The sequence below is a fragment of the Rhodococcus sp. (in: high G+C Gram-positive bacteria) genome (assembly GCF_049299235.1).
Classification (GTDB): Bacteria; Actinomycetota; Actinomycetes; order Mycobacteriales; family Mycobacteriaceae; genus Rhodococcus.
In genome coordinates this window covers 1-25,389 of record NZ_JBAQXC010000290.1, presented here as the reverse complement: position 1 = coordinate 25,389, position 25,389 = coordinate 1, and the positions used below count along the sequence as shown (strand labels likewise).

The 25,389-nt window shown below is 65.9% G+C and carries 18 protein-coding genes; 5 read left to right on the top strand and 13 right to left on the bottom strand.

Annotated elements, in window-relative coordinates; genetic code table 11:
- Positions 1-46: 46 nt before the first annotated feature.
- The 9 genes from WAX14_RS17525 to WAX14_RS17485 form a co-directional block, all read right to left on the bottom strand.
- The gene (locus tag WAX14_RS17525; RefSeq protein WP_422629327.1) at positions 47-3,346 is read right to left on the bottom strand and encodes a DEAD/DEAH box helicase; all 3,300 of its coding nucleotides are present in this window, start codon (positions 3,344-3,346) and stop codon (positions 47-49) included.
- A 3-nt stretch (positions 3,347-3,349) separates the two neighbouring features.
- Positions 3,350-6,256: a DUF1156 domain-containing protein gene (locus WAX14_RS17520; RefSeq protein WP_422629326.1), complete on the bottom strand. Its 2,907-nt coding sequence runs from the start codon at positions 6,254-6,256 to the stop codon at positions 3,350-3,352.
- Between the two features lie 9 nt (positions 6,257-6,265).
- The gene (locus WAX14_RS17515) at positions 6,266-6,748 is read right to left on the bottom strand and encodes a DUF7680 family protein (RefSeq protein WP_422629325.1); all 483 of its coding nucleotides are present in this window, start codon (positions 6,746-6,748) and stop codon (positions 6,266-6,268) included.
- On the bottom strand, positions 6,745-10,014 hold the full coding sequence (locus tag WAX14_RS17510) for an ATP-binding protein (RefSeq protein WP_422629324.1): 3,270 nt from the start codon (positions 10,012-10,014) through the stop codon (positions 6,745-6,747). Before WAX14_RS17510 ends, WAX14_RS17515 begins: the two co-directional genes overlap by 4 nt.
- Positions 10,015-10,167: 153 nt before the next feature.
- The gene (locus WAX14_RS17505) at positions 10,168-12,396 is read right to left on the bottom strand and encodes an N-6 DNA methylase (RefSeq protein ID WP_422629323.1); all 2,229 of its coding nucleotides are present in this window, start codon (positions 12,394-12,396) and stop codon (positions 10,168-10,170) included.
- On the bottom strand, positions 12,393-12,935 hold the full coding sequence (locus tag WAX14_RS17500; RefSeq protein ID WP_422629322.1) for a hypothetical protein: 543 nt from the start codon (positions 12,933-12,935) through the stop codon (positions 12,393-12,395). Before WAX14_RS17500 ends, WAX14_RS17505 begins: the two co-directional genes overlap by 4 nt.
- 695 nt (positions 12,936-13,630) lie before the next feature.
- Positions 13,631-13,870, bottom strand: coding sequence for a toxin (locus WAX14_RS17495; protein ID WP_422629321.1), 240 nt, complete (start codon positions 13,868-13,870; stop codon positions 13,631-13,633).
- A complete protein-coding gene (locus WAX14_RS17490; RefSeq protein WP_422629320.1) occupies positions 13,867-14,127 on the bottom strand; it encodes a ribbon-helix-helix domain-containing protein in 261 nt (86 codons plus the stop codon). The genes WAX14_RS17495 and WAX14_RS17490 overlap by 4 nt, the downstream gene beginning before the upstream one ends.
- A 45-nt stretch (positions 14,128-14,172) precedes the next feature.
- Positions 14,173-14,442, bottom strand: coding sequence for a toxin-antitoxin system HicB family antitoxin (locus WAX14_RS17485; RefSeq protein WP_422629319.1), 270 nt, complete (start codon positions 14,440-14,442; stop codon positions 14,173-14,175).
- A gap of 233 nt (positions 14,443-14,675) precedes the next feature.
- Between WAX14_RS17485 and WAX14_RS17480 the strand changes: the two genes are divergently transcribed.
- Entirely contained in the window at positions 14,676-17,513 is a 2,838-nt protein-coding gene (locus WAX14_RS17480; RefSeq protein WP_422629318.1) for a hypothetical protein, read from the top strand.
- A 481-nt stretch (positions 17,514-17,994) separates the two neighbouring features.
- The gene (locus tag WAX14_RS17475; RefSeq protein WP_422629317.1) at positions 17,995-18,735 is read left to right on the top strand and encodes a hypothetical protein; all 741 of its coding nucleotides are present in this window, start codon (positions 17,995-17,997) and stop codon (positions 18,733-18,735) included.
- A 9-nt stretch (positions 18,736-18,744) separates the two neighbouring features.
- On the opposite strand, the gene WAX14_RS17470 is transcribed toward WAX14_RS17475, so the two are convergent.
- From WAX14_RS17470 to WAX14_RS17460, 3 genes are all read right to left on the bottom strand, one after another.
- Positions 18,745-19,725: a hypothetical protein gene (locus WAX14_RS17470; protein ID WP_422629316.1), complete on the bottom strand. Its 981-nt coding sequence runs from the start codon at positions 19,723-19,725 to the stop codon at positions 18,745-18,747.
- Between the two features lie 467 nt (positions 19,726-20,192).
- Complete coding sequence (locus WAX14_RS17465) at positions 20,193-20,390, bottom strand: antitoxin Phd (RefSeq protein ID WP_422629315.1); 198 nt, start codon at positions 20,388-20,390, stop codon at positions 20,193-20,195.
- A 142-nt stretch (positions 20,391-20,532) separates the two neighbouring features.
- Positions 20,533-21,204, bottom strand: a complete 672-nt coding sequence (locus WAX14_RS17460) for a Fic family protein (RefSeq protein WP_422629314.1) — start codon at positions 21,202-21,204, stop codon at positions 20,533-20,535.
- 640 nt (positions 21,205-21,844) lie between these two features.
- Here WAX14_RS17460 and WAX14_RS17455 point away from each other — a divergent pair.
- The 3 genes from WAX14_RS17455 to WAX14_RS17445 all read left to right on the top strand — a co-directional run bounded on the left by WAX14_RS17455 (position 21,845) and on the right by WAX14_RS17445 (position 23,714).
- Positions 21,845-22,207, top strand: a complete 363-nt coding sequence (locus WAX14_RS17455) for a hypothetical protein (RefSeq protein ID WP_422629313.1) — start codon at positions 21,845-21,847, stop codon at positions 22,205-22,207.
- An 826-nt stretch (positions 22,208-23,033) separates the two neighbouring features.
- Positions 23,034-23,381 (top strand): hypothetical protein, encoded by a 348-nt coding sequence (locus WAX14_RS17450; RefSeq protein WP_422629312.1) that lies wholly within the window; start codon positions 23,034-23,036, stop codon positions 23,379-23,381.
- 135 nt (positions 23,382-23,516) lie between these two features.
- Positions 23,517-23,714, top strand: coding sequence for a hypothetical protein (locus WAX14_RS17445; RefSeq protein WP_422629311.1), 198 nt, complete (start codon positions 23,517-23,519; stop codon positions 23,712-23,714).
- Between the two features lie 141 nt (positions 23,715-23,855).
- Here WAX14_RS17445 and WAX14_RS17440 read toward each other — a convergent pair whose 3' ends face one another.
- The gene (locus WAX14_RS17440; protein ID WP_422629310.1) at positions 23,856-25,277 is read right to left on the bottom strand and encodes a hypothetical protein; all 1,422 of its coding nucleotides are present in this window, start codon (positions 25,275-25,277) and stop codon (positions 23,856-23,858) included.
- Positions 25,278-25,389 lie beyond the last annotated feature (112 nt).

Here is a 25,389-nt window from a genome sequence, read left to right as displayed (position 1 = left end):
GTTCCGCGGCGGGTGGTGGCGCGGGGACCGGCGCGCGCGGACCGGGCTACTCCCCGGCTCCCGCATCCCGTCGCGGGAGCAGTGCCTCGAACTCGGGGGTCCCGTAGGTGAGCAGCGTGATCTCCTCTGTACTGTGCTCACTCACGTCACGGTCGAAGGTGACGAGCTGTTCGACGGTCTCGGGCCGCACCTGCCGATAGTCGCCCGCAGCAGTAGTACCGGCGGAGTCAGCGAACGAGTGCGTAGCCACCGGAGCCGTGAGGCGATACACCCCCGGCTTCCCGTCGACCGCAGCGAGCCACGACGCGGTCAGGGGATTCACAGTCAGGATCTGTTCCAGATCGGCTAGTTCGAGGTCACCGCGAAGAACCGGGGGCGGTTCGACCTCGTCGGCCGCGGTCGGGGCGGCCCCGAGATCGGTGGCCTGCACCGCGCGACTGGTGAGCTGATCCACCTCGCCCTTGAGCGCCCCGAGCTGGTCGTCGATCGCGTCGTCGCTGGCGTCCCCCAACGCCAGCTGCTCGATGGCCTTCTCGATGTTTCCCAGCACCGGGGCCGCATCACCGACGATGTCGGTGAAATCGCCGTAGTCCTCGGCGATACCCTCGTAGACGCGTTGCTCGACGGTGTCGGCGTAGAAGTAGTTGGTGATCTGGATGTTCCGATAGCTGGCGCCGATACGGTCGACACGGCCGATCCGTTGTTCGACACGCATCAGATTCCACGGCATGTCATAGTTGATCAACCGTCCCGAGGTTTGCAGGTTCAGGCCCTCGCTCATCGAGTCCGTGCCGATCAACACCGTCAGATCCCGATTCCGGAACAACTCTTTGATCGTGGCCTTGGTGACCTCACGCCAACTACCGGTGTCCGGCTGGTAGATCTGGCCGCCGCGACCGGAATAGCAGCCGATCTTGGTGATACCGGCGGCGATGAGACGCTCACGCACATAGTCCATGGTGTCGGTGTACTGGGTGAACACCACCACGCTGTCATAGATGAGCAACGCCTCGTTCACATCCGTGACCAGCCGCGTCGCCTTGGTGTCCTCACCGGTGATCTTGCCCAGGTCCGCCAGGAACAGCCGCAACTCGTGCAATTCGTCCTGCAGCAACGCCGACGACGCATCGAACGTCTCCGGATCGAACAACGCGTCTTCGACGTCCGCGTTGTCGTCGTCGGCGAGTAACTCGGCCAGACTCATGCCGCTCTCGAGGACGGTCAGCCGGCGGGTGAGCGACTTCTTGATCGCCTCGAACGACGAGGTGAGCCGACGACGATAGACGGTCATGATGAAGCCGAGCGCCTGACTCGACTGGTCACTCTTGTACGCGTTGTAGTGCCGCCGGATGTACTCCTCGATACGGTCGTAGAGCCTGCGTTCAGCCGGTGCGAGGTCGATGAACACATCGTCGACGTGCCGGTGCGGGATGACGACATCATCACCGATGATCCCGGCATCCTGATACGCACGCAGCACCCCGCGGGTGTTGCGGAACACCCGATCACGCATCGGAGTGTGCCGACGCAACCACCGGTCCATCCACTCGGACATCGCGTTCGGCATCTGCGATCGGGCCTCCGCCGACGGCGGATTCTCCGCCAGCGCCGTCACCGCATACGAGTCGACGAACCCGAGCGCATCATCGACCTGCGATTCGAGCCGCCCGTCACGCAACGCCTCACCGTCACTGAAATAGTCGGACAACATGGCGCACAACAACTTCCAATTCCGCACCTGCGGATCCACACGGAGCCGCTCGAAATACTCGAGGAAGTCACCCGCCGACGAACCCCAACGGCCCGGCAACCCGAGCAACGAGATCAGATCCCACGCCTCGTGCGGATTCATCTGCATCGGCGTGGCAGACGCGAGATACAGCGCCCTCCACATCTGCTTCTCCCGCATCTCCACCAGCAACGCGAGCAACGAGTTCGGAGTGTCCGTCGGCTTCGCGCCACGCCGACGCGCATGGTGAGCCTCGTCGACCAGCACCACATCCCACGGCCCGGCAGCGAGGATGTTCCGGCGGTGGTCCCGGCGCCGCGCCAGATGACTCGACGCCAGCACGATCGGGAACGCCGACCACGGGTTGACACCACCGGCCACCGGGATCGGCCGATCGTGACGGTCGACGAAGCCACCCTTGTCGAACCGCGGCACATCGAGGTTCATCTTCTCGTGAAGCTCCTCCTGCCACTGCCGCATCACCGAAGCCGGAACCAACAGCAGCGCGGTGCGCGCCGCACCGGACAGCAACAGTTCCCGCAACACCAGACCGGCCTCGACGGTCTTACCGAGACCGACCTCGTCGGCGAACAAGTAACCGCGAGGATAGGTACCCACAACACGATCGATGAGGTTCGCCTGGTGCGGCAGCGGCTCGACCTGAGCGGTCCCGACACCGGTATACGGGGAGCGAACCGGCCGCGACGCCACGTCGAGCAACTCGGCCCACGCATCCTCGTCACCCACCACCACCGCAGCACCCGCAGACCCGCCAGCACCGTCGCCATCGTCAACGTCGAGCAACGTGTCGCGCCGCGGCACCGGCGGCACCACCGGCGCATGCTCGATGAGCCTCTCACGCACCGCGACCGGCAACGGAATCACCGCCCAACCCTGATCCGGATTACCGTTCCACAACTTCTCGAACTCGAGAACCGTGTCCCGCCCGCTCCACTCCCACACCGGCAACCACGACGGCGCCGTCGTAAACGTCTCGAAGTTCGAAACCCACGCCCGCACCGACGCATTGTTCGACCCCTCGAACGCGACCTTGTTCCCGTGCCGATCGGTGAACACACCGAACTTCGTGTGGAAGTACCGACCGGACTGACTGTGCGACAACAACCTCTCACCCTCGCGCGGCACCCCCACCCGAATCTCGAGGCGACCATGAGCAACCATCCACGCCAGCACACTCAAATGCTCGTCGGCGACGATCTTCGCGCCGGCCAGACCCGGATCCGCCAACATCCGGGCAGCCAGCACATCGGTCAAGGGCAACCCATGCAGCACCGCCGCGACATCGGACTCATAAAGCTGCGCCCCGACAACCAGCCGCATCCGCCCACCGTTCGCCAAAAAATGCGCGGTGCCCTGAGCCGCATACTGCAGCTCCGCCGCCGACCAATACCCCACCGCCCGGTCGTAGGACACCGACCGAGACAGCAACGGCACATAGAACGACTCGAACGGCCGATCATCGGGGGAGTAGCGGCTCTTCACCGGAACACCGACGAACGAATCGTCCATCGACACCTCCGCGAACAACCCGCCCTGCTCACCCGCGGTGCTCACGCCAAGATCAGGCAGCAACGAATCCTGCGGCTCAGAACTCACCGATCACTCGTCCCCGAACAAGGATCCCTGCACCGCCGCCGCAGCCAGATCCTCAACCGCCGGCAACACGACCGTCGGGAAATACAGCGTGCACAGCGTGTCGAGCACACCGGCCTCGGGCACCACCCACACACCCTTCGCCTTGGTCCGCGGGATCGCATTGACCAGACCCTGCACGGTGGCCAGGAACCCCGCATCCGAAATATAGCCGTGACGATCGAGGAACCGCTTCGCCTCCGGCATCCCATCGACCTCCGCGATGTACAACGCCGTATCCACCGCGTCGATCACACACTCGAACACCGACGCCTCAGGCCGCACACCCGGCAACTCACTATCCGCGTCGCGCCGCAACCGCTCCACCGGCTCAAGCAACACCACCGACCCGGACTTCTTCTTCACCACCTTCGCCCGCTCGAGCACATCCACATCCAAACCACCCACCGCGAGCGCAAGCAAACGCGCCGTGTCGTACGGGAACTCCCGAGCCCCGAAAATATCCCACGCCATCAGCACGAAATCAGTCACATCATCGACGGTCGCGGCCTTACCGACCAACCGCGCGCGGCGCAACCGTACGACTTCCTCGCGCGCGAGGTCGAGGGCGTCTTCGGGGCGCAGTAGTTGATCGCGGCCGTCGGCATCGGGGACCGATGAGTACACCGGCCAATTCCGCGAAATCACCGACAGCGTCGGACCGTAGGTCGACAACAGCAGGTCCACACCGTCGATACCGTCGTGCTGGAACCGCTTCGCCGCTGCCCGGGCGGCGTCGCGGATCTCGTTTTCGATGTCGTCGCGATACACTCGCACGTTGCCGTCGACGTCGTCGCGTTTGCGGCACACCAGCATGATCGTCGACGCGGCGGAGTTCATATTCGCCTGGTGCAGCGACTGCTCCGATTCGGTGTTGACCGGCCACGAGGTTTCGATGGTGAACCCGGCCTGCAACAAGCCCATGCCGAGGGTGTCCCACGCCTCGGCGCGCTTGTGGGTGAACATCACCGAGAGCACTCCGTCGTCCCGGAGCACGCGGCGGGCCTCGGCGAAAATCGCGGTCATCTTCGCCTCGTAGTCGAGGTCGGCGAGTTCCTTGCGGCGCTTGCCCATCGCCGCGAACCGGGCCGGATTTGCGACGGCCTCGTTCTCCTTGTCGGTGAGATCATCGTGGAAGTAGTCCGGCACGAGCCGGCCGAGGGTGTGCTTCTCCCACACGTAGAAGTAGTCGGCCAACTCGGCGTACATCACGTTGTCGTAGTACGGCGGATCCATGCAGATGTGCGCAACCGAACCGTCCCCGACTTCGCGCAGGTCGGCCCCGCTGCCCTGAGTCACAGTGACCTGGCGGTCCAGCGGTTCCTCGCCGGCCATACCGGGGGCACCGGTCTCGTCGACGAGACGCGCGATCCCTCCATAGGCGTCGGTCAGCTGATCAAGACACCACGAATACAGGGCGGTTGCACCCTCGAACTCGGCGAACGTCCACTTGAACGCGAAGTCGTGCCGGTCGAACACACTCCGCATCTTCTGCCGGGAAACGTCCCAGGACGACAACCGCGAGTTCCAGTTCAGGGCTTTGCCCTGCATCAAGGCCAGCTCGAACAACACGTCATCGGCGCTGTCACCGAGAGCTGCTTCCACCTGCGGGATCAGCTTGGCGAACTCCTCGCCGAAGGTGCCATGCACAAGGGCCTGCCGCGGTGTGAAGAAGTCCAGCCAATGCGTCATCCCGTAGTGTTTGGGGCGAAGATCGTTCCCGTCGGGGAACTCCTCGGTGGGCAAAATTCCCCTTGCCTGCCACAGATCCTTTACCTCGGCGAAACGCTCTTCCGCAGCTCGGATCCCTGCATGGTCTGCATCCGTCGGGGCCCGGAACGTGCGCTCCCCGGTCGCAGTGCGAATCGCGACTGCGTACAGGACCGGGGACATCCGTCCAGCCTGTGCTTCAGCTCTTATGTAATCACCGTCGATCACGAGGTCGTCGTACGGCGAGATTGCCTTTCCTCGACCCGAAGTCCCAGTCGCGGCGTCCGCGGGGTCGACATCGCGGCCGAGGACGACCTCGAAGCGCGGTGTGTCCAGGTCGACGCCGTCGCTCTCGGTGAGCATTCGGACGGCGGCTTCCTTGCCTTTGGTCTTACGCAGCCATTTGTCGGGCAGGAGCGGCACGAGTCGTCCGGTCCGGGGGCAGGCCACTGCGTTCGCCCAGATATAGGCGATGATGCTTTCCCTCTCGTTGAGAGGGAAGTAGGGCTTCAGCGAGTCCTGCACGCGGTCGACGAGAACGCGACCCCATTTGTTGAGGTCATTGACGAGCTGGGGGCCTCGTTGGGCTGGGATCTGTACTCCTGCTCGCAGAGTGGTCGCAGCGACGCCGTTGAGATCGTTTGCGAGAGCTGGGATTCCGAGCCGGACTGCCGTCCATGGGATGCTGCCGCCACCCGCAGTGGGGTCTGCGACCGTGGGCATCTCCCCCCACGTCCGAACGAGAACCTGATGCAGCAAGTCGATGTCAGGACGGGAGATCGCGTTTCGAAATGCCTGCTTGTATCCGTAGCCATTGTCTTGGAGCTTGATTCCCGCGGCCTTAGCTGCATCGATTTTCCTGCGCCCCAGAACAGGATCGCCCCAGATCCCCACGAGGTGCAGCAGCCACCGACGGTAGGCGGCTTCGTCGCGGAGCTCGACAGAGGAAGGGAAGGCGTCGGCAAGGTCCTGGGACCAGGATGGCATGAGGCCACCGAGGACGACCGCGGCGGAGGCGACGAGTGGGCGGCGTGCCCACCAGACGTGCAGGAATGACAGCGGCGGGAGCGCGGACGCGGCGGCGCGTTCGCGACGGGATTCGATACCGAGTTCGGCGACGGGGAGCCAGTCTTCGATGAGGACGCGGGGTTTGGTGTTGGTCATGTTCGTCTTTCAGTCGCGGTCGCCGGAGAGAAGGATGCGGAGCGCTTTGCAGGCACGGGAGGCGTCGACGCCGATGCACTTGGAGTACCAGTAGTAGGTCTCTTCGACGCTCATGGCGTTCACGCCGGCAACGATCGCGCGAACCCGTGTGTGCTTGGCTATTGGTTGGGTAGCGAGCAGGATCAGTGCGAGGCGGACGCCTTCGGCTTCGTCGATGCGGATCGGCTTCTTGCGGGTGAACGCGAGAACACTCGGTGCGTGTCCGGAGCCACGGACAGCCGCAAACACCGCGTCGGTGATCCGCCCGAGCTGTGCGGGTGTAGTAGTGGTGACGCGAGAGGTAAGGGTGTTGTCGCCGTCGCCGTACGTTTCGTCGAGGACAAGCCCGTAGGTGTCTGCACGTCCGGGAACGACCGTGATCCGAAACGCGCGGGTCGCAGCGACCGCGGACAGATGACGGGTACGCGGGGCGTGTTTCGGCTGTGCGGTCATCGAGCTGCCTCCGCGCTCATCTGGGTGTGCTGGATCTGCAGGTTCTTGATCACGGTGCGGAAATGGTCGATCTCCGGACTGTCTACCCCGGCGGCGGGTTCGAACGCGATATCGAGAGTCAGATCACCTGCGATCTTCGTGGCCCCCGCCAGTGCCTTCTTCACGTGCCCGTAGGCGCTCTGAAAATCCGCGCGTTCCGCGGTACCAGTGAACGCCAAACCACCACCGGCGACGTTCTTGTACTCGGCCCGCACGGTGCTCTTGACGGTGATCGCGTACTTCGGCAGCATCCCGAGCGCTGCGACCGCGAGATCGAGGTCGCTGGTGCCCTTGTCGCCGTCGGCGGTGACCTTCACCGTCAACCGCCGGATGGTGCGGACCGTGAAGTCCGATACTTGATCGATGAGGGTTTGGATCGCGGCACCGCCGGCCCCGGTAGCGGTGAACGTTTTGGTGCTGACGGTGCGGGTGGGGATCTCGACACCGAACTTGTCGGCGTCCTCGCGGGTGAGGATGTGCAGCGAGTCGAGGCCCTTCTCCTTGATCGCGCTCGGCGGCAACGCCCGGACCCCGGCCTCGGGTTCGGTGTCGACGACGACGATCGATTTGTAGTCTCCGGCTTGCACCGCGGTAGCGAGAACCTCGAGGACGTCGCTCTTCGCGGGTTCCCCACCACATTCGGTTTCCAGGCGGGTCCGCAGTTCCGCCCCGGTGACCCGGTCCCCGGTGAACACCGCCCGCAGATCGGTCTGGGTGGGTTTGCGGACCAGCAGCCCCCGCTTCTGTGCTTCCTCGGTGGTCATGATCTCGGCGTCGCTGCGGAAACCGATGTTCATCCCTGCCATGGTGTGCGCGGTGAACGCCTTGCCGGTGCTGCCGTCGTAGTAGACCCAGCCCTCGTTCTTGACGCCGTTGACCAACGCCTCCCGCAGCAACGCCACGTTCTGGACGATCGGGACACTGTGGTCGATCCAGAAGTAGTCGACCAGGTCGGCGGTGGTGATCGATCCGGCTTTCGGCCACGTCTTCGACCGCAGATAGGACGCGGTGAACGACGCGGACCGGATCTTGTCTTCGTCCTTGAGGAGGGTGATGATCGCGGTCGTCGCGTTCTTCACCTCCCCCTGCGCCTGGGGTGGCAGTTCCTTGTGCCGCAGATGATTGTTCGCCCGGTCGTGCACCGGATAGAAAATGTGCTTGTAGCAGCGGTTCACCGCGACCCGCGCCTCCAACGACGCCAGCTTCTGGTAGGCCTCGATCTTCTTGCGGATCTCACCGCTGAACTGGCTCAGCCGCGCAGTGTCCGTGCCCAGGCTGTCCGCGGCGATGAGCGCGCGGGCACGGTCCTTGAGCGTGTCGATCTGATCGGTGTCGGCGACCGCGAAAACCACACTGTTGCGGTACTTACGGGGGGACCCCACCGACCCCGACTTGTCGAACATGTCCACGACCAGGGTCGGAGCAGACTCGGCGGTCTTCGCGTCGACCGACAACACCCGATAGTCGAGGACCGCCACCCGCAGCTTCGTCTCGTCCGCGATCGCGACAGCACCGGACGGGAAGTGGACGGCACCGACACCACCGTCGTTGGCGAACGCCCGGGTGATGAGGTCGTCGACGACCGCCGCGACCCGGGTGTTGGCGACATTCCGCTTCTCGGCTTCGATGATGGCGTTGACGTTCGGTTCGACATTGAACCGCCACCGGGCACCATCGAACGCCAAGTGCCAGAACACCTTCTCCGACTCCGTCAGCGCCTTCTCGAACACCGTCGCATCCTCGCCGGGACGGAGCGTACCGATGAGCCAATCATTGCGGCCCGCACCGGCATTCGATTTCATCTCGAGTGAATGCGTGAACACGGTCCGCGCGATGCGCGTCGCATAGAGCGGTTTCCCTGGGAACACATCGGCATCGACCGAGGCGGCATGAGACTGCGATCCGGCGAAGTCACCGACCGCGACCGAGGAGAATTCACCACGCCCGAGCCCGTCGGTGAGATGGTTGAGGACCGGAGCGTCGCTGTAGTCGATGTCACCGACGTTGATGATCGCGGTGTCGTCACCGTCACGGTAGATCCCCGCCACCACCTCGGCGAGCAGCTTGAGCGCCCCGCGAGCCCGCTGAAACTGCGGAATGTCACCGAGCCGCTTGTCGAGCACACGCACCAACTCCGGGTGGAACGGATACGCGCCGGCAACCTGATCCCCGTAGCTGACCGGCTGTTCCGGGCCCCCGGCCAAGGTTTCGGTCCTGCCGAGGACCTCGTAGAAGTCGCGGTACGCATCGCCGGCGGCGCGCGCGGCGACCGGATCGACGGTGGCGAACAGCCGAGTCTTGAGGATCTCGCCGATCTCGTTGTCGGCGGCGGGTTTGATGACGGCGGCCGGCTGCACCGCGCGGGTGAGAACATCGGCGGTTTCGGCGACGGCATCGCTCGCCGCGGAGGACCCGTCGTCGAGCAGTTCGGTCATCTCGGTGGTTTCCTCACCGAACGCGTTCGTCGCGGCGGCGAGAGTGATGATGACCGACACCTGGTTCGTCGGATCGGAGGCGACCTCGAACAGGTTGCCGAGGAACACCGGGATCGCTTTGGCCATGCGACGGACGTCGTCGCTGCCCGAGGAGGTGACCTGGCGGATGTACTTGGCGATCTCGTCGATGATCACGACCGTCGGCTGCCCCCCGAACGCGGCCTTGATCGTCGCGGTCCCGGGCGCGGTGCGTTCGACATCGCTGGCGGCCATCGCCTCGAACGCCGCATCCCCGATCTGCGCGGCCATCTCACCCCACAGGGTGTAGGTGCGATGCCCGTCGGTGGCGACACCGGCAACCGGGTCGAGTGCGTCACCGACGAGCGCGGCGATCTGGACAGGACCGTCGGGCAGGATCGCAGGATCGACGAAATCGGCGATGTTCACGGGCCGTGCCCCGCGGGCGAGGTGGTAGACCGCGGTCAGTCCATGGGTTTTGCCGCCACCGAACGAGGTCGTCGGTCGCAAGACACCGTTCTCGGCGGCGACACCTGTCGCACCACTGACACGCCCGAAGGTTTTCGTCAACAGAGTGCGCAGGCCGCTGGTCGGATAGGTCTGGGCGAAGAACGCATCAGGGTCGCCGTAGACCGGATAGTGGGTAGCGTCGCGGACCACCTTGTCGAGCTGGGCGGCGAAGTGGTTGTCGGCGAGACCGCCGCTGATCACATCGTCGCGGGGAGTGCAGGCGGTGCGCAGTGCGACAAGCGCGGAGCTGTCGAGTGCGGTCATCTGTCGGGTCCTACTTTCAGAGCTATACCGAAGTATCTGGTGTATTTGTGGTGCACCGTACCGGGCAGGTGTGACGCGGCACTGGTGCGGACGGTCGAATGGATCCACGTTCGGGACCCCGATCAAGGCGCAGTCGAGGCAGCGCCTGGGCGGCTATTCGGTGGCATCGTGTCCCGGACGCTGGGTGCGCTTCTTGCGGGCCGACGCTGCCTGTTTCTGGCGCAGGGCCGCGGTGCGCGGCTTCACCACGGGCCGCGCGGCCGGGTCGGGAGTCGGACCAACGGTGATCGCACCGGTCGCGACAGCACCTTCGACGGCGTCACGTAACTGCCGGGTCGCCTGCATCCGCCGCGCAAGAGCCGCCTGCTCCCGATCCAGCTCTCTGACTACCTGCCCGATCCGCTGTTGTTCCTCGAGCGGCAGGACCGGAATGTCGATGCGATCGAGGGTGCTCCGCGTCGGGGATCGACGACCGTTCCAGGGCTGCCGCATGGCCGCGCGGATGCACGCGACAAGAAACCACCGATCGACCAGGGAGTCATCCACCCTGATGAGGTAGGTGTGAATACCCACTGCCCAGTCGTCGACATCGAGGACCGTGACGGCGCCGGGATCAGGGTTGTAGTGGAGCAACTCCACGTGGATGTCGCCGGACCGGGTGCGGACAGGATTCGGGTTCTCGAACGGGATCGCCAGCGGCGCCACATCGTCGACAGCGGCTCCCTGGTCGAGTTCGGCCAGAACCCGGGAGGACAGAACCCGCACGGGTGCACACGACGACACGGCTCCGTGCGGCGCCGGGCGGACCGTCCCGCGCAGAATGGTCACGCCGGACAGTGACGGCAGTTTCTCGGTGCGGGCAGTGGTGGCCAGCGGGATCAGCGGCGCGAGGCTGTGGGGGGCTGTGTCGTCGGTCAGGGCACCGCGATGCTGTTCAGCCTCACGGACTTTCTCGATCAGGGCCTCGGGGGAGGGCGCCGAGGCTCGCGCAATCCACATCGACGGAACAAGCCCTGTGCCGGGTTCGAGCAGCTCCCGAGTCGGGACGGCAGCGACGTACTCGGACGGGGTGTGTTCGCCGTCGGTGCGCCACCGGCGGTAGATCCCGACGATGTCGTCGAAGAACGAGCCGTCAGGTTGGTCACGTGCCGCCGGCGCATCGACCATCAGCACGCGATCGGGATCGACGGTGCGCCCAGGACGGGCGAGGACCCACACCCAGAATCCCACACTCTGTCTGGGCGTCTCGATCGAGATGACCGCTTCGATGACACCGCGCCGGAGCAGCTCGTGGCGCAACGTCGCGGCCTGCCGTCCGTCCGCTGTCACCCCGCCTGTCACGACGAAAGCGCGGCCCTCCTCCGATAGATGCTCGACGGCCTGCTGCAGCCACCGATCGGCGGCGTCGCGGCCGGGGCGGGCGAACACCCACCGAGGGTCGTGCCGATCTGCCTGCTGGGCGTCGGACAGGGGGCCAAGTGCGGGCATGGATACGACCGCGTCTGCGACGACACCGGCGGCCGGGTCATCCGAGGAGATCGAGTCCCCGACACGCAGATCCAGATCGAGATCGTGCAGGATCGCGCGTTGTTGCGCGATCGCCACGCACGCAGGATCCGCGTCGACCCCGACCAGTTGAAGGTCGGGACAGCGGCGGCCAGCCTCGATAAGCGCCTCGCCCCATCCCGTACACGGATCCAGAAGCACACCGTGCTCGAGGCCGGCCAGATCGACAAGGAACGTCGTATATTCCGGCGGCGCGAAGGACTGTTTCCCGGCAGTGAACGTCTCGAAAATGGAATCGGGTTCCCGCGTGCGCCAGTCCGACCCGAACCGGGCATCCAACGTACCGATGAACCGTTGAAGTGGACCGACACGATCGGCGCTCTGCTCCGCGAGCGGCCCGAGCGCGCCCCGCAAACCCGGTTGAACCTCGATGACCTCGTGCACCCACCCCAGGATTCGTTGTGGTTCGACGTCGGCGAACCCCGCCGTGACCGTCCCGTCCGCGCGGCGCAGCGGCACGGACAACCCTGCGGCGATACCGGTACGGACAGGCCCGTCGGCTGCGGCACGAGCAAGGTGCTCCGCGGCGAGGTAGGCGCCGATCACCACCTCGTCCGAACCCGTTGCCCGCGACCGGGCCGCGACCTCACCGGCGGTCGGGGCGCTCTCACCGGCTTCGGTGGACGGCTCGGGCATGCGGCCGTTCTCGATGAGCCACTGCTCAACCTGCGCCAGATCGAACAGGGGGCTCGGAGAGTCTGCACCCTCGACCTGCTTGGGGAACGTCTTGAACTTTTTGCGCCACTGAGTAATAGCAGCTCTACTGACACCCGCGAGCTTGGCGATGTCGGTGGCGCGAACCAAGGAAGAGGTCACGGGCGTCCCCCGATGCGGGGAGGAAGCGTTGTTACGGCATGCGCCGCGAGCCGCAACGCCCGCGACAGGCTCGACGCGCGGCTGACCACATGAGTCCGCGCGCCTTCCGCGGCGAGGCCGGCGAGATCGGCCGCGAAACCGCCGTCACCCGATCCGAGGAACACCACCGCGAAACGCGCGGCGATGTTTTCCTGCCGGAGGGCGTCCCGGATCATGCGGTCCGCGCCGTCCGGGCCGGAGCACGGCATCAGCAGCCGCGCGCCCGGCCACGACCACCCGGCGGCGAACGCGTTGTGATGTGAGGCGGCGACGATGACGTGGTCGCCGTCGGCGATCTGCACCGCGTCGTGATACCGGCGCATCACCGTCTGTGCCTCGTAGGTCCGCACATCGCTGCTGCCGCAGAGGTTCTCGACGTCGATGAAGTGCGCCGCACGCCCAGCCGGCCGAGCGGGAGCCAGGACCGGCGCAGACATCAATTTGCGTGCGGGTGAACCGTAGGCCAACCGCGTGATCGCGGTAGCGGAACCACTGTGCATGGCCGTCTCCTCAGCTCGAATGTCAACGATGAGAAACATAGCGCTGTCAACAGAAAGTAGCAAGGGGTAACGCTGTTAAGCTATTCCATAGCGTTGCGTTAACTGAAATAGATGATTGTTAAACCTGCAGAACAGAGGCGCGGATCTCAGCTCCACCGGCCGCGCCAGCCATCGCCAGCAACAACCTCCCCACCGCCAGACCCCGGAATCCGACCTCAACGACACAAAGCCGCCACCGACCGATGAAGCACCGCCGGACCGCACATCTTCTGCGTCGCCGTGATCCACCCCATAGGAGATCGCGATCCAAGTACGAACTGGGCAGTCGCGCATGTGGGGATCAGTTCGGCTTCCTTCCGGTCACCCTGAGAGACCCCCTCAGCAATCTGCGATGAACAGGAAACCTCACCCGGCCACGTAGCGTCCCGCACCATGACCACCTACGTCGAATCCGGCTGTGCCCGAGCAAGATCGGTTCGATCGTCGCTGCGGCCATTGTTCTGTCGACGCTCCAGCGAGGTCGCTACTGAGAAAACCTCACTGCACTACCGTTCACGTGGCCGGAGTGTTGTGCGGTTGTCCTGACCCGCACTCGTCCTAATTCCTTTGACTTTTGAGACGGGTACTTGTGCCCGTCAGCGCGCGACGTCCCGAGAGGTCCACGGGAGAGGTCACGCCGCGCGGTCGATCATCGATCACCGCAGGAGGTCGAGGTACTGCGAGCGGGCCTTCATGGCGTGAATGAGCAACTCGTTCCCGCTGTCGAAGCGCAAGACCACCAGTTCCAGGAGTCGGCCGCTCGGGTCGAACCCCAACCGGAACTCGCGGGCGGGATGGTCGTCGTCCAGGTCGGCGACATACACGTGACGCTTGGCGGCGTAGATGCCGTCGTCCTCGCTGATCCCGTGTTTGAGGGCGGATTTGTGCGCCTTCACGCGACCTGGGTCCAGGCACGCACCGCTGCGCGGATCGCCTCGGACCGGGTGACATGCTCCCGTTCGGCGCGGGCGTTCAACGCTTCGAGCAGGGCCGCGTCCATCCGCACCGGCACCACCTCGCCGGGGCCGTCACCCACGGTCGGGCGGCCGCGTTTGCGCAGCGTGGCGACGTCGTAGCCGGTCTCGGCCTCGTCCGCCCACTCCTGGATCATCCCGTCGGTGACGGGCACTCCGTTGATCGTCTCATCAGCCATGCCATTATCGTAATACGGAATTCTGCCATCTTCACCACAGCCCAGCTACGCGCCGGCCAGTCGCTGCGCGGCCCACTGGTCGAGCGAAACATGGTTCTTCGCCGCCTCCATCACCAACCGGCGATGCACCTCCGCCGAGGTGCGCACGTAGATGGTGCCGCTGTAGGACCGTTCGGTGAACGGCTGCGGCATCTCCTCGCCCGCGGCGATCAGGTCGTCGACGACGCCGGCCACCTCCTCGCCCAGCCCGGTGAGCGAGGTGGCCTGGTCGTGGTCGAGCCAGGACAGTGACGGGAACTCCAGCAGCGTCGCCACGGTTGGCTTCTATAACACTGTTCGACGTTCTCTGGGGTCGGGATGCTCAGTCCCGACAGCTACGAGCGTTCACTTCGGGTGGAAGCCGCCTGAAGGATGTAACCCCCTTGTCCACCGTTCGGGGGGTGCCTCATCCGGCGAAACCAGGCGCACACAAAGTGCGGCACACTCCCTCCGTTGCCGGGGCGAACTGTCACGTATGTCGGAGTCACCGGCTAACCTTGACTCGCATCATGACTGCGTACAGTTTCGGCAATCGCTGGGTCGGCGTCGTAGCGCTCGGCACCCCGCCGCCTCCCGAGCCGCTGCACAAGATGGCGCTGCGCCTGCGCGCGAAGATGTTGTCCCGCACAGTGTCACTCGACAAAACCCTCGCCGTTCCCGTCGACACGATCCTGCAGTCGCTGGCTCGGCTGCGGGTGCGGATGACAGTCTCCGGTCAGGATGCGCGTTCCCAGGAATGTCTCGACCTGGAACGCAAACTCCGAGCCGGACGCACACCGCCCCTGCGGCCCTGGCTCAAAAGCGCACTCTTCGAGGTGCACGCACCACCCCAGCCTCAACCGGCGGCGAACACACCGGCCCCACCCAGGCGCCCGACCGCGGCGCCACCGGTACCGACCGAACGCATCATCGCGACAGGGTGGGCGCAGTCCTACCCACAAGCACCGTTCTCCCCGTGGGTACCTCCGGCACCGCCCCGGCTGCTGCAAGATCTGCGGAAGATGGGCCTGGCCTTGGACGAGAACGCGTTGCTGTGGGTGCGGTGGGCATGCCTACACAGCAGCTACCTCTACGAATCGGTACCCGACAGCCCGATCAGCGCCGCAGTCCTGGATCTGCTGTCCATCCTCGGGCGGAGCTGGATGCGCCTGGCGATGCTCGAGCGGATCCGTTCCCAGCGCGGTGACCTGACCACGAATGCCGAAGTCAGCGGCGCCTTGGCCTCCGCCCACCACGCCCGCATCCTCCTCGGCGCCTGGGTCACCGACACCCAGGCAGCTTTCTACGGCACAGGCGAAGCAGCCCTGGTCGCAGCCGGCAGCAGAAGCTCCGCCCCCAAGTCGGTCGCGATGCAGGTACTCGGGGCATTAGCCCTGGTCACCGCATCCCAACAGCCGGCAGACGCTCTCCTCGAACGGGTATCGTTCACCGCCCTGGCACCGGAACCGGACTGGATGGTGATACTGAGCTCGGCACTGAAACGGGAACCGGAAATCGTGCGATCCTCATCGGGCCCGGACCACGACAAGACCTTCACCGTGACAGTGAGCGCCAGCGGGCTCTCGGCGTCGGCGTCCGACAAGTCGGTCAAAGCCGCCCGCAAGGCTGCTGTCCGCTCGTATGTTCTGCAGTACCTGCCCCACGCAGCACCCGACAACGCGCGCGGTAGCGCGCGGAGATCACCGGCGCCGCGACCGTACCGAGGCGAGTTCCCCCGGCACACGCGTGCAGTCCGGTGGGCACAACAGGCTTTCGAGGTCGCCGACGCCGCGCTGATGAGCCAGGCACTGACCCACCGCTCCTGGGCCTACGAGAACCGTACGGTGATGACCGAAGCGAACCAACGCGACTACGGGGCCTTGGCCACCGAGGGCTCCGAAGTCCTGACCACCTTGGTGCGCCATCACTACGCGCTACAGATCCTGAGCGCCTCGTCCCGGCTCGCGACGACCGTGGCCACCCACCCCGCGGTGACCCGAGAGACCGTGGTCTCCCTGTTCCACTCAATGCCGGTGGAAACCGGTGTACTCCGCTCGAAGGGAATGTCGCAGCTCAGCCCCGACGTCAAAGAAGATGTCACACAGGCCATTGCCGGTGCCGCCTGGCGCGCGAACGGGGACCTGCTGATGGAGCGTCAGCCACTGACGGTGGCGAACTGGATCCGCGACTTCGAACCTCCCGTCGATTCGTCGACGCAACTGCAGGAATACTGCGCTCGGTTGAAGGTCGACTACGACGTCGACTACGAACGTCGTGGTCCTGACCACCAATCACAAATGCGCGCGACGATCACCTTCGACGTGAAAGGCAAGCCGCGCTGCCGCGGACCGTGGCGTACCGGGAGGATACCGGCGAAACATGCTGCGGCAGCTACCGCTCTGAACTGGGTGTTCGGCCACGACGAGGCCGGTGCGCCGCCGAGCGGGGATCGCCTGGTGTTGCTGCGCGCGCTGTTTCTCGCCGAGCTGCGCACTGCGGACCCCGGGCGCCGCAGCCTTGCCGACAGAGACATCGTGGCCGGCACGCTCGGTGTCGATCTGCTCGCCGCTCGGGACTACGCCGGGTATCTTCTCTGGTCTCGTGCCCGGTCGCAGTTGGTCCCCGGCTCGGGGACCGCGGTCGCCGCTCGCCTGACAGCGTTCTACCAGGTGGTGTTGACCCAGCATCGTCGGGCGGCGGTGCGGCAGTGGAGTGTCCAGAACACGCCTTTCCACGGCGCGGAGGCACTGCCCCTGCGGATCGACGAGCACGTCCGCGCCTGGCGCGCCGGATCGGGAGCCGGTCGGCTGGCACTGCTCGAAGACCTGCTGACCATGCTGGACTCCTCCGATCCGGTCGCTGCCACCCTCAAGTACGTGCAGCGGCAGGCTCAGACCCTCGCGGACGCCGCGGGGGTCCCACTCGAAACCGCCCGCAACAGCGACCAGGACAGTGAGTCCTTGACCCTGCACCTTCCCGGCGCGCAATGGTCGGACGCGTTCGAGCCGGTCGTCGAGATCGTCGACAGCATCGTCGAAGGTGCGATCTGGGCCCGGGAAGCCGAGGTCGTCTCGATCACGATCCTGACCACACCGAACGTGGCGGACCCGCTCTCGCGTGCCGGTCTCGACACGCTGGCTCGGGTGTGGACCGATCCGTGGCTCGAACGTGTGCGGGATGCACTTGCAGATGTCTTGCTGCTCGTCGAATACCTCCCCGAACTCGAGAACGAACCGTCTCCTGCGCAGCTCGAGGAATTGGCATGCGCCGAGCACGATCTCATGCTGAGTCTGCGGATGAACGACGATGTGGGCGGCGACGAGAACCGATCAGGCGACGATCCAGAATATGCGGGGGAAGCGGGATAGTGGTGCAGGAAGGCACGCCTTCCACCGCGAGACGGACCGCAGCACGTGTGTCCACCTACCGGATCGACAGTGCTCCCCACGCGTGCGAGGCAGACGTCCCTGCTCCCGACCACACCACCATCCCGTCGGGGTGATCCCCGCGTGTGCGGGGCGGACGAACCGGAACGCGCTCTTCAAGGTGCGCAGTGAGGGACGATCCCCGCGTATGCGGGGCGGACGAACCGGAACGCGTTCTTCACGCTACCGGATCGACAGTGCCCCCCGAGACGCTGGTTTCGCTGTACACAGCGTTGAACACACCGCTACGGACGTCGAGCGCGGACCCGCCGCGCCGCCCTCAACGGCCACGCCGAGCAGCTCAATCCCGCCGACACCCCGCGATAGCCGAACGGATCTTCTCCGCGACCGCACCGGCAGCGCCGATACCGCACCGGCAGCGCCGATACCGCGCCCGAGCGCACTGGTCGGCGAGGATACGGCTATGACACCGACCGACCTGACCGCCCTCACCCCACCCGCGCCCTGCCGCGACTGGCTACCTACCGCCGACCCCCAAGCACAGATCGTCGACCATGCGATCACCGTCGATCTGACCTGGTGGAACCGATCCCTGCAGGACCGCGGCCTGCCCGGCGGACCGCTCGTCGGCACCGACGAGACCGGCCGGGTTGTCGATCACGGTCTGGCCCACATCACCCGCGGTGACCTGTTCACGCGCGCAGCCGCACAGGGCGAGTCACCGGCAGCCACGTTGACGGTGCTGTGGCACGTCTTGGCCTGGGGCACCGGCCGGAACGTCCGGCTGGTCCACAAACGGATGAACGCCATCGCCGCTGACCGATCCGGGGCAGAACAGACACTGCGCACCGCCGCCGCGCTGTCGCACACCGACCCACACGCCGCATACGCCACGCTCTACCCACGCCGATCACCGCTGATCGCCCATCTCGGCCCGGCGTTCTTGACCAAATACCTGTACTTCGCCGGCGCCGGCCGCCCGGAACATCCATGCCTGATCCTCGACACCCGCGTCGCCCGGGCACTCGCGTCGGCGGGATGGCTGTCGCTGCATCCGCGGGGCGGTTGGCCGCCGGCAACCTACGCCCGATATTGCACCCTGGCGCAGCGGTGGGCACACGAGTGCGGCGCTGCGCGCCCGGATCTGGTCGAGAAGTGGCTGTTCGACCATGGAACCGCCTCGAGCAACCCGCCCCCGGGGTGAGGGACGTCGTCAGGGTCGGCCGTTCCCTGCGCGCGCAGTCCGCCGGAGATCGTCGAGTACGCGCCCGTCGGTGGTGTGCCACGCAATCCAGCCGTTGGTCGATGTGCCGGACGCGGCGCCCGCGGCGCTCGACGGCGACGAATACCGCCTGCCCTGGAAGCGCAGAGACCCATCCGATTCCACGGTTGCGGTGTGCACGAGACCTTTTCGTCGTTGTGTGAACCGAAGCTGCTGTCCGGCCGTGAGGTAGCGAAGACGCAGCAGCAGGTACATGTCTTCGTCGTAGTGAGTTTTCCCCGCGACCGGAGATTGAGTGAGGTTGCCGCGGCTCGGTTGCGGGGTCGGGCCGTGCGTGATGGCTGGTGCTGCGGGCGCAGCGGAGCGGTGCGCGATCGATGCCGGTTCTGGGTCGGCAGCCGGTGAGGTGTCCACGTGCTCTTGGCGTATTCCGGTGTCGGCGCGCTCGGTGGCGGCGGTGATGTCGAGACCACTCAACGTCAGAAACACCAGTATTTCCGCGGTGTAGGAATCGGCGTCATCCCGAACGGAGTCGAGGACCGGCTTCGCCGGCTGCGGCGGGGCATCGATGACGTCGACCGCTCCACCGCTGCGCGCGGTTTCGATCAACCGCACAGCCACCTGACTGGACACGGCACGCGAATAGCCGCGTCCGCGGCCGAGCACATACATGTGCGTCCAGTGCCGACCGGCACGAAACACCGCCAACTGCGCTGCGGCCGGGTCGGCATGCGCGATACGCACGTGAACACGCCCGGCAGGGCAGGGCCCGGACAACACCACAGTCCCGATCTGCGTCATATATTCACCGAAGCCGGTCACAGCGTCGATGCAGGAACGCGGAACCACGAGCAGGTATCCGTCCCAGCCCGCACGGTTGACGACCCGAACCCCGTGCGGATCTCCGCCCGGTAGATGAACCTGGACGGTCAACGACTCGGCACCCGGCATCGCACCGTCAGCGTTGTACATCGGGCACTCCTCAAGGTGTCGGCGTCGCGTTCGTGCGCTGCTCGGACTGTATCCGGGGCGTGAGCGAATAGGTCTCGGCACGGCTGATCGTGGCGGCCCACCGGATCGGAACAGCCGCGCCGGGATCTGGTGCTGCGGACCCGGGGCCTCGTGGTCGACGGCGCACGGGCCGTCCGAGCAGACCACCGCGGTGTGCATCGCCGGCACGGCTCCCGAACCGCAGCTCGGCAGTCGGTGCGCCGCCCCGGAGTGCCCGCCGCACGTGTCACCGGGGCACCGCTTCGGGACATGAACACCAGTGAGGAGCAGGTACCGAGCTCGCCGGCTCGAGTCCGATCAGGTGGATGCGTGCGGCACGCCTCGAGTGGGCCGCGGCGGTCTCCACGATCGGGTGGCGCGGGCTGACAGGTACTTACGCAGACGCTTCGTCGCTCGGGTGGAAAACAGTCCGCCCCCTGCGGTCAAGGTCACGAGAGCCGGCGGTTGAGTTCCGCAGACACCGCGGCGACCCTCGTCGCCGCCTCCGCGATCTGCCGCTTCGTCGAACTCGCCGCCGCGATCGCAGCAGCGTGCGCGAAAGCCTCGAGTGACACGTTCTCTCGCTCGGCGGCCTCCCGCAGCTGCCGCAGTTCGTCGTCGGTGAAGAAGATGGTGAGCGACGGCACGGTGGTGATCCCTTCTCTCAGGGTGCCGAGGTAGGCACCGGTAATAGTCTCTCCTTCGGTTGCCCGACCGGCAGGGGGCCTCGCGTCCGGATCGTGGGATCTGCCCGAGCGGGCCGGGTCCACGATCCCAGCCGGTGGACGCTCAGTGCGGAATCGTGGTGAGCCCGTGCGTGCGCAGCAGATCCTTCACCGCGGCGTCCTCGTCGCGGCGATACGCCTTGGCGAGAAGGTCGTTGAAGGTGTCGGCCAGCCGCGGATCGTGCTCGTCGACGGGGACGACCAACATCATGTTGTGCCCGATGAGCAGCCTGTTCGCGACGAACAACGCTGTGCGTTTGTTCCCGTCCTCGAACGGTTGGGCTTTCGCGAGTTCCACGAACAGATCCAATGCGTGTTCTGCATCATCCGCACGGGTCTGCGAGGTGACGAGCTGGTCGAGTTCGTGCCCGGTCAACGCCGGGGGAGTATGCCGGCCGTATCGGGTCTGCACGCCGATCTGCTGGTCGCGTGTTCGGAGCCGCCCAGGGTGCAGTGCGCCGCTGCGGCTGATCTGCGTGTTGACCGCGCGGACGTACCGGGCATCGATCGGCTGGTTGTGATCGATGATGAACTGCGCGACATCGCGGAGATCTTCGAGCAGCGCCAGGTCGGAGCGCGAGCAGACCCCGACCGAACGTCCGGAGCGCAGGAAACTCTCGGTGTCGCGGCGGCTGGTTGCGAGACCGTCGAACACCACTCCCGCGGAGTGGACGACACCGGCCAGGTCGGTGACGCGGATCGTGGACAACAGTGCACCTTCCATGACGTACGGCATCGGCCCCTCGACCTCAACGTAACCGGAACCTGTGGTCGTCGGGCAAGGCCTCGGCGCTACCGCCGCCGCGGCGTGCTCACCGAACGCATCGTTGCTCGCGGCGACTACCGGATGCGGATCGCTCGTAGGTGATGTGCCACGCCGCGGCACGCTGTCTCCCACGCCGCGACCCAGGTTTCGTTCCTCGACAATGTTCGTGTTGGCCCACCACGAGTCGACCGAATTTCTGTTCGCGGCCGCGAACGTGACGTTGTCGCGGACGCGAGCGAACCATCGTCGATGACGCCCTCGCGCGGAACGGGACCGCCGAGCTGCCGCTGAACCTCTTCGCCGCAGAGGCCCGTTCGGTGGCGCTGAGTCGCTGTCCCACCACCGTCGGGATCGTCGGTGTCCCCGTAGGCCTTCACCTCCGCCACGAACAACGGAGCGCAGACCAGCAACTCGATGACCGGTAGAGCGCGCTTCGTGCGGCGAAATATCCAGCAGCAGAATGCGTTATCGTTCAATCGTGCCGCGCGGATGGCATCGACAACACAGCGAACGACGCCGGTCGCCGCACGCCCGTGCACTCGTACTCGGGGCGCATCGACATGCGCGACGCTCCGCAACAAGACACTCACCGATCACACGAGGAGGCACTGTGCCCGATACGTCAGAAGATGCCTGCAACACCCCGACTGACGCCGCATTCGACAGGGCGACAACGGAACTGATTTCTGTTCTCGCCAATTCACTGCCCGCGGACGCGGACCTGACCGAATTCTGGAACGGCCGGGCGGTCGTGGCCATCTCCGGTGCGGCTACTGCTTCGCACTCACCTGGCTCGATGCTGACGAGCGCGAAGCGTGCCTTGCGGGTCGACCACATCGACACTGCGATTTTCGGACGCGCCCAGCGTGCCGTCTCGATCATCGACCGGGACTATCCCGCTTGGGTCGCGTACATCGAGCGCAACCTCGCCACCATCGTCGCGCGCGCCGAGGCCGGCCATACCGCTCACTGACAGGGCGCGGTTGTCCCCGGCGCCGTGATCGGTGTCGCAGGTACGGGTCCTGCTCCGGCCCTCGCGGATGCGGAGCGCTCGCTGCCTCGAACTTCCGTGACGCATGAAGTTGGATGCGCAGGCATGCGTGCTGTAGCGAAAGGACAAGGTTGTGCAATGTGAATACGTCAGCGGCGATACGCGCTGCACCGACGACGCGGTCGAGAATTTCATGCGCAGGAGCTGGTACACCCAGTCGGTGATGCTGGTCTGCTCGCATCATGGCTCTGTGATGGCCGAACAGACGTACCCGAACTCGTTCACCTCGAGGAGGTTCGCAGAGTGATACCGTGCCGCTGCACCGACCGGTGAGATCCGTGTCCCGTTGGCGCGGTGTTGCGAAAATCGAATGGGGACAGCCGCTGTCGACGTCATCTGATCGACGAGACATCGCCGATCGGATGACCATCCGATCGCCGAGTCGGGGCAATACCGGTTTCGACGCCGGGCCGCGCGCGTCGACGGACGCGCGTCTTCTCGTGAACCGCGAATCCCGGCACCTGCACACGCCGGTACCGGAGGGCAGGCACACGCCTGCCGACCCTGCGCCGACATGGCACGACGGCGCAGCACATCTGCCCACAACATCGGGCGCTGCTCGTATCTACCGCGAGGCACAGGGGATCCGCGTGTAGCGGTCCCGCAGGCACATTCGCGTTCGAGGTCACCGTGAATCGGTCCGTGCACTTGCCGAACCACGGCGCAGGCCGACCCCCGATCGCGCAGGAAGCCAGATGATCGTTCCACGGCGATCACCTCCCACAACGACAACCGACAGGAGACCACCATGACCACCATCGCTGACCTCGAGCATCGGCTCGTCGAGCTCTACGCCACCCCCGACGATCACGCGGGTATCGAAACGGCGAGTCTGACCTTGATCGCCGCAGTCCTACAGGAGAAGGTCCCGGCCGCCACCCACCTGCTGCTGGACTGGTCCGGTCACGGCCCGCACCACGAACTCGACGACGTCACCGCCGCCGACGGCACGTCCCTGCGCGCGGAGGTCGAGCGCGCCGCCGGGGATGTCGCGACATGGGTGACCAACTTGCGTGGTGCGCTCGCAGCACGGTTCGAACCGATCAATCCGGCCGGGGGTGTCTACCGCGTCGAGTTGGCGCAATTCCGGAGCTGAGGGCACGTCGTATCGGGCTGCCCGATAGCCGGCACACGAACGAGCATCGGCAGGACCTCGACGGTGTCGGGCGCGGTGCACAACAATGCCCACCCGATGTGTCAGCCGAGCAGGACATCGAACAGGACGGACCTCATGTACCACCTTCTGAACGACATCGCCGATCGACTGCGGGAGACCCATCCGAATGCGATGGTGACCGACCGCGGTGACAACCGATTCTCGATCGACAACCTCCCCGCGTCCGCCGCCGCCGCAGTCGTCGGTGACGACGCTGTGCAGTACGCCACCGAAGTGTCGTGTGGCATGCACAGCACATACTTTCGTCTCTGAGGCACCGGCAGGGCAGAGCCGTCACCGCTGAGTGAGCGGCGCCGGGGTGGGTAGCTGCCGGCCAGCGTGGACAGGCGGGGCATCGCTGCAGACACACGCTGATCCGGCCCCGGTCGCGAGCGATGAAGGTGTTCGCCGGGCTCACCAGCTGCCGTCGGCAAGGCGCGCGTCGGCGCGGTCGACGGTCGTGGTGATCATGGTGTCGAGACGATCGTGCGGATGCGCCGCGGGCAGGCCGGGGACCACCGAGTCCGACATGACCTCGAGCAGAACCGCGTAGGGGCCGTGGGACCAGCTCGCGCGTGAGATACCGAGCTCGGTGTTGATGATCATCGCGCCGCCGCGGGCGGCGTCGAAGGGAACCCGGCTGCCGCCATCGATCAGGAACCGCTGATCGTCGCTGGTGTTGAAGTCGGCGGCTTCACGCGCAGACTCGCCGCTGGTGTACAGGTCGATCTCGACGATGACGCTGCTGTCGGAGTTGCCGCACGCGTAGGTGCCGAGGATGTCGCCGTGCGCGGTCGATTCGGGGGCGCCGGGGGCCTGCTCGGTCCGGTCACTGAATCCGCCGGTGGTCAGGGTGTCGGAGTCGAGCAGGGTGCAGGCGTTGTGGGCGGGAACCGCCACCGGCGGCGTGTCCGCTGTCGGGTCGGGCACCGGTGGTGTGTCGTCGGGGAAGCGAACTGCGCCCGGGCATCCCCGGGTCCGATATTCCAGAGCGGATTTCGTTGTCGCGGTGCTCGGTGGTCCTGCGATCGGTTGGCCGCCGTAGCTGACCCAGCAGGGCCGTCCGTTGCCGTAGATACTTTCGTCGAACTCCGGGGTCCACTCCACGGTGGTCAGGGCGTAGTCCGCGTCGTTGGCGTAGCCGTAACAGTAGGCGCTTGTCGTGATCTCGAGGTAGTGCTGCACGCACTGCCGTTGAAGGTCTTCGATCTGCTCCGGGTCCTCGGTGCCGGCGACGAAACGCACGTTCGACTGGCCTCCCTTCTCGTCCTTGGTCACCCCGTATGCCCGGACCATGGATTCGGAGAAGGTGAGGGGCTCCGGCTGTGCAACTGTGGGCTCGGTTGCGGGTTCAGGCGCTGCGGCGGGCGCGGGCGCGGGTGGGGGTGGGGCAGAAGGCGTCGTCTGCGAGGACGAGGTGGTGGTGTCGGCTCCGATGGCCTCGTACTCGTCGGGATGGACGGCGATGTCGACGGCTCCGGTGACGATGACGAACACGAAGGGGGCGGCAACGCCGATCGCCGATTTCAGCAGTGCGGAACGGACCCGTCCACCGGGTTTGGGTGGAGCGGCCGCGGTCTTGCGGCGCTCGAGCCACGGAAGGACAGCGGAGAAGTAGAGCAAGGTCCACGCGGTGGCGAACAGCACCACTGCGGGAAGCCAGACCGTCTCCGCCCATAGGACGCTGATGGCCATGACGAGGAAGAAGACACCGAAGACGGTCCCGATGACTCGAAGCGCGATCCACAACGCAGTCAGGGACTTTCGCTGCGGTTGCGGTGGCCACGGCGATTGCCCCGGTGTCGGTTGCTGGTGCCACTGGGGTGGTTGGGTCATGCCGGTCCGTTCTCGCTGACTCACTCGTGCATATCCGGGCTGTCGGCAGCACCGGGGCCCGAGAGTCCGGTCGTGTGCCACAGCGTGCCCCGTCGTACCCGGCCGAACCGGA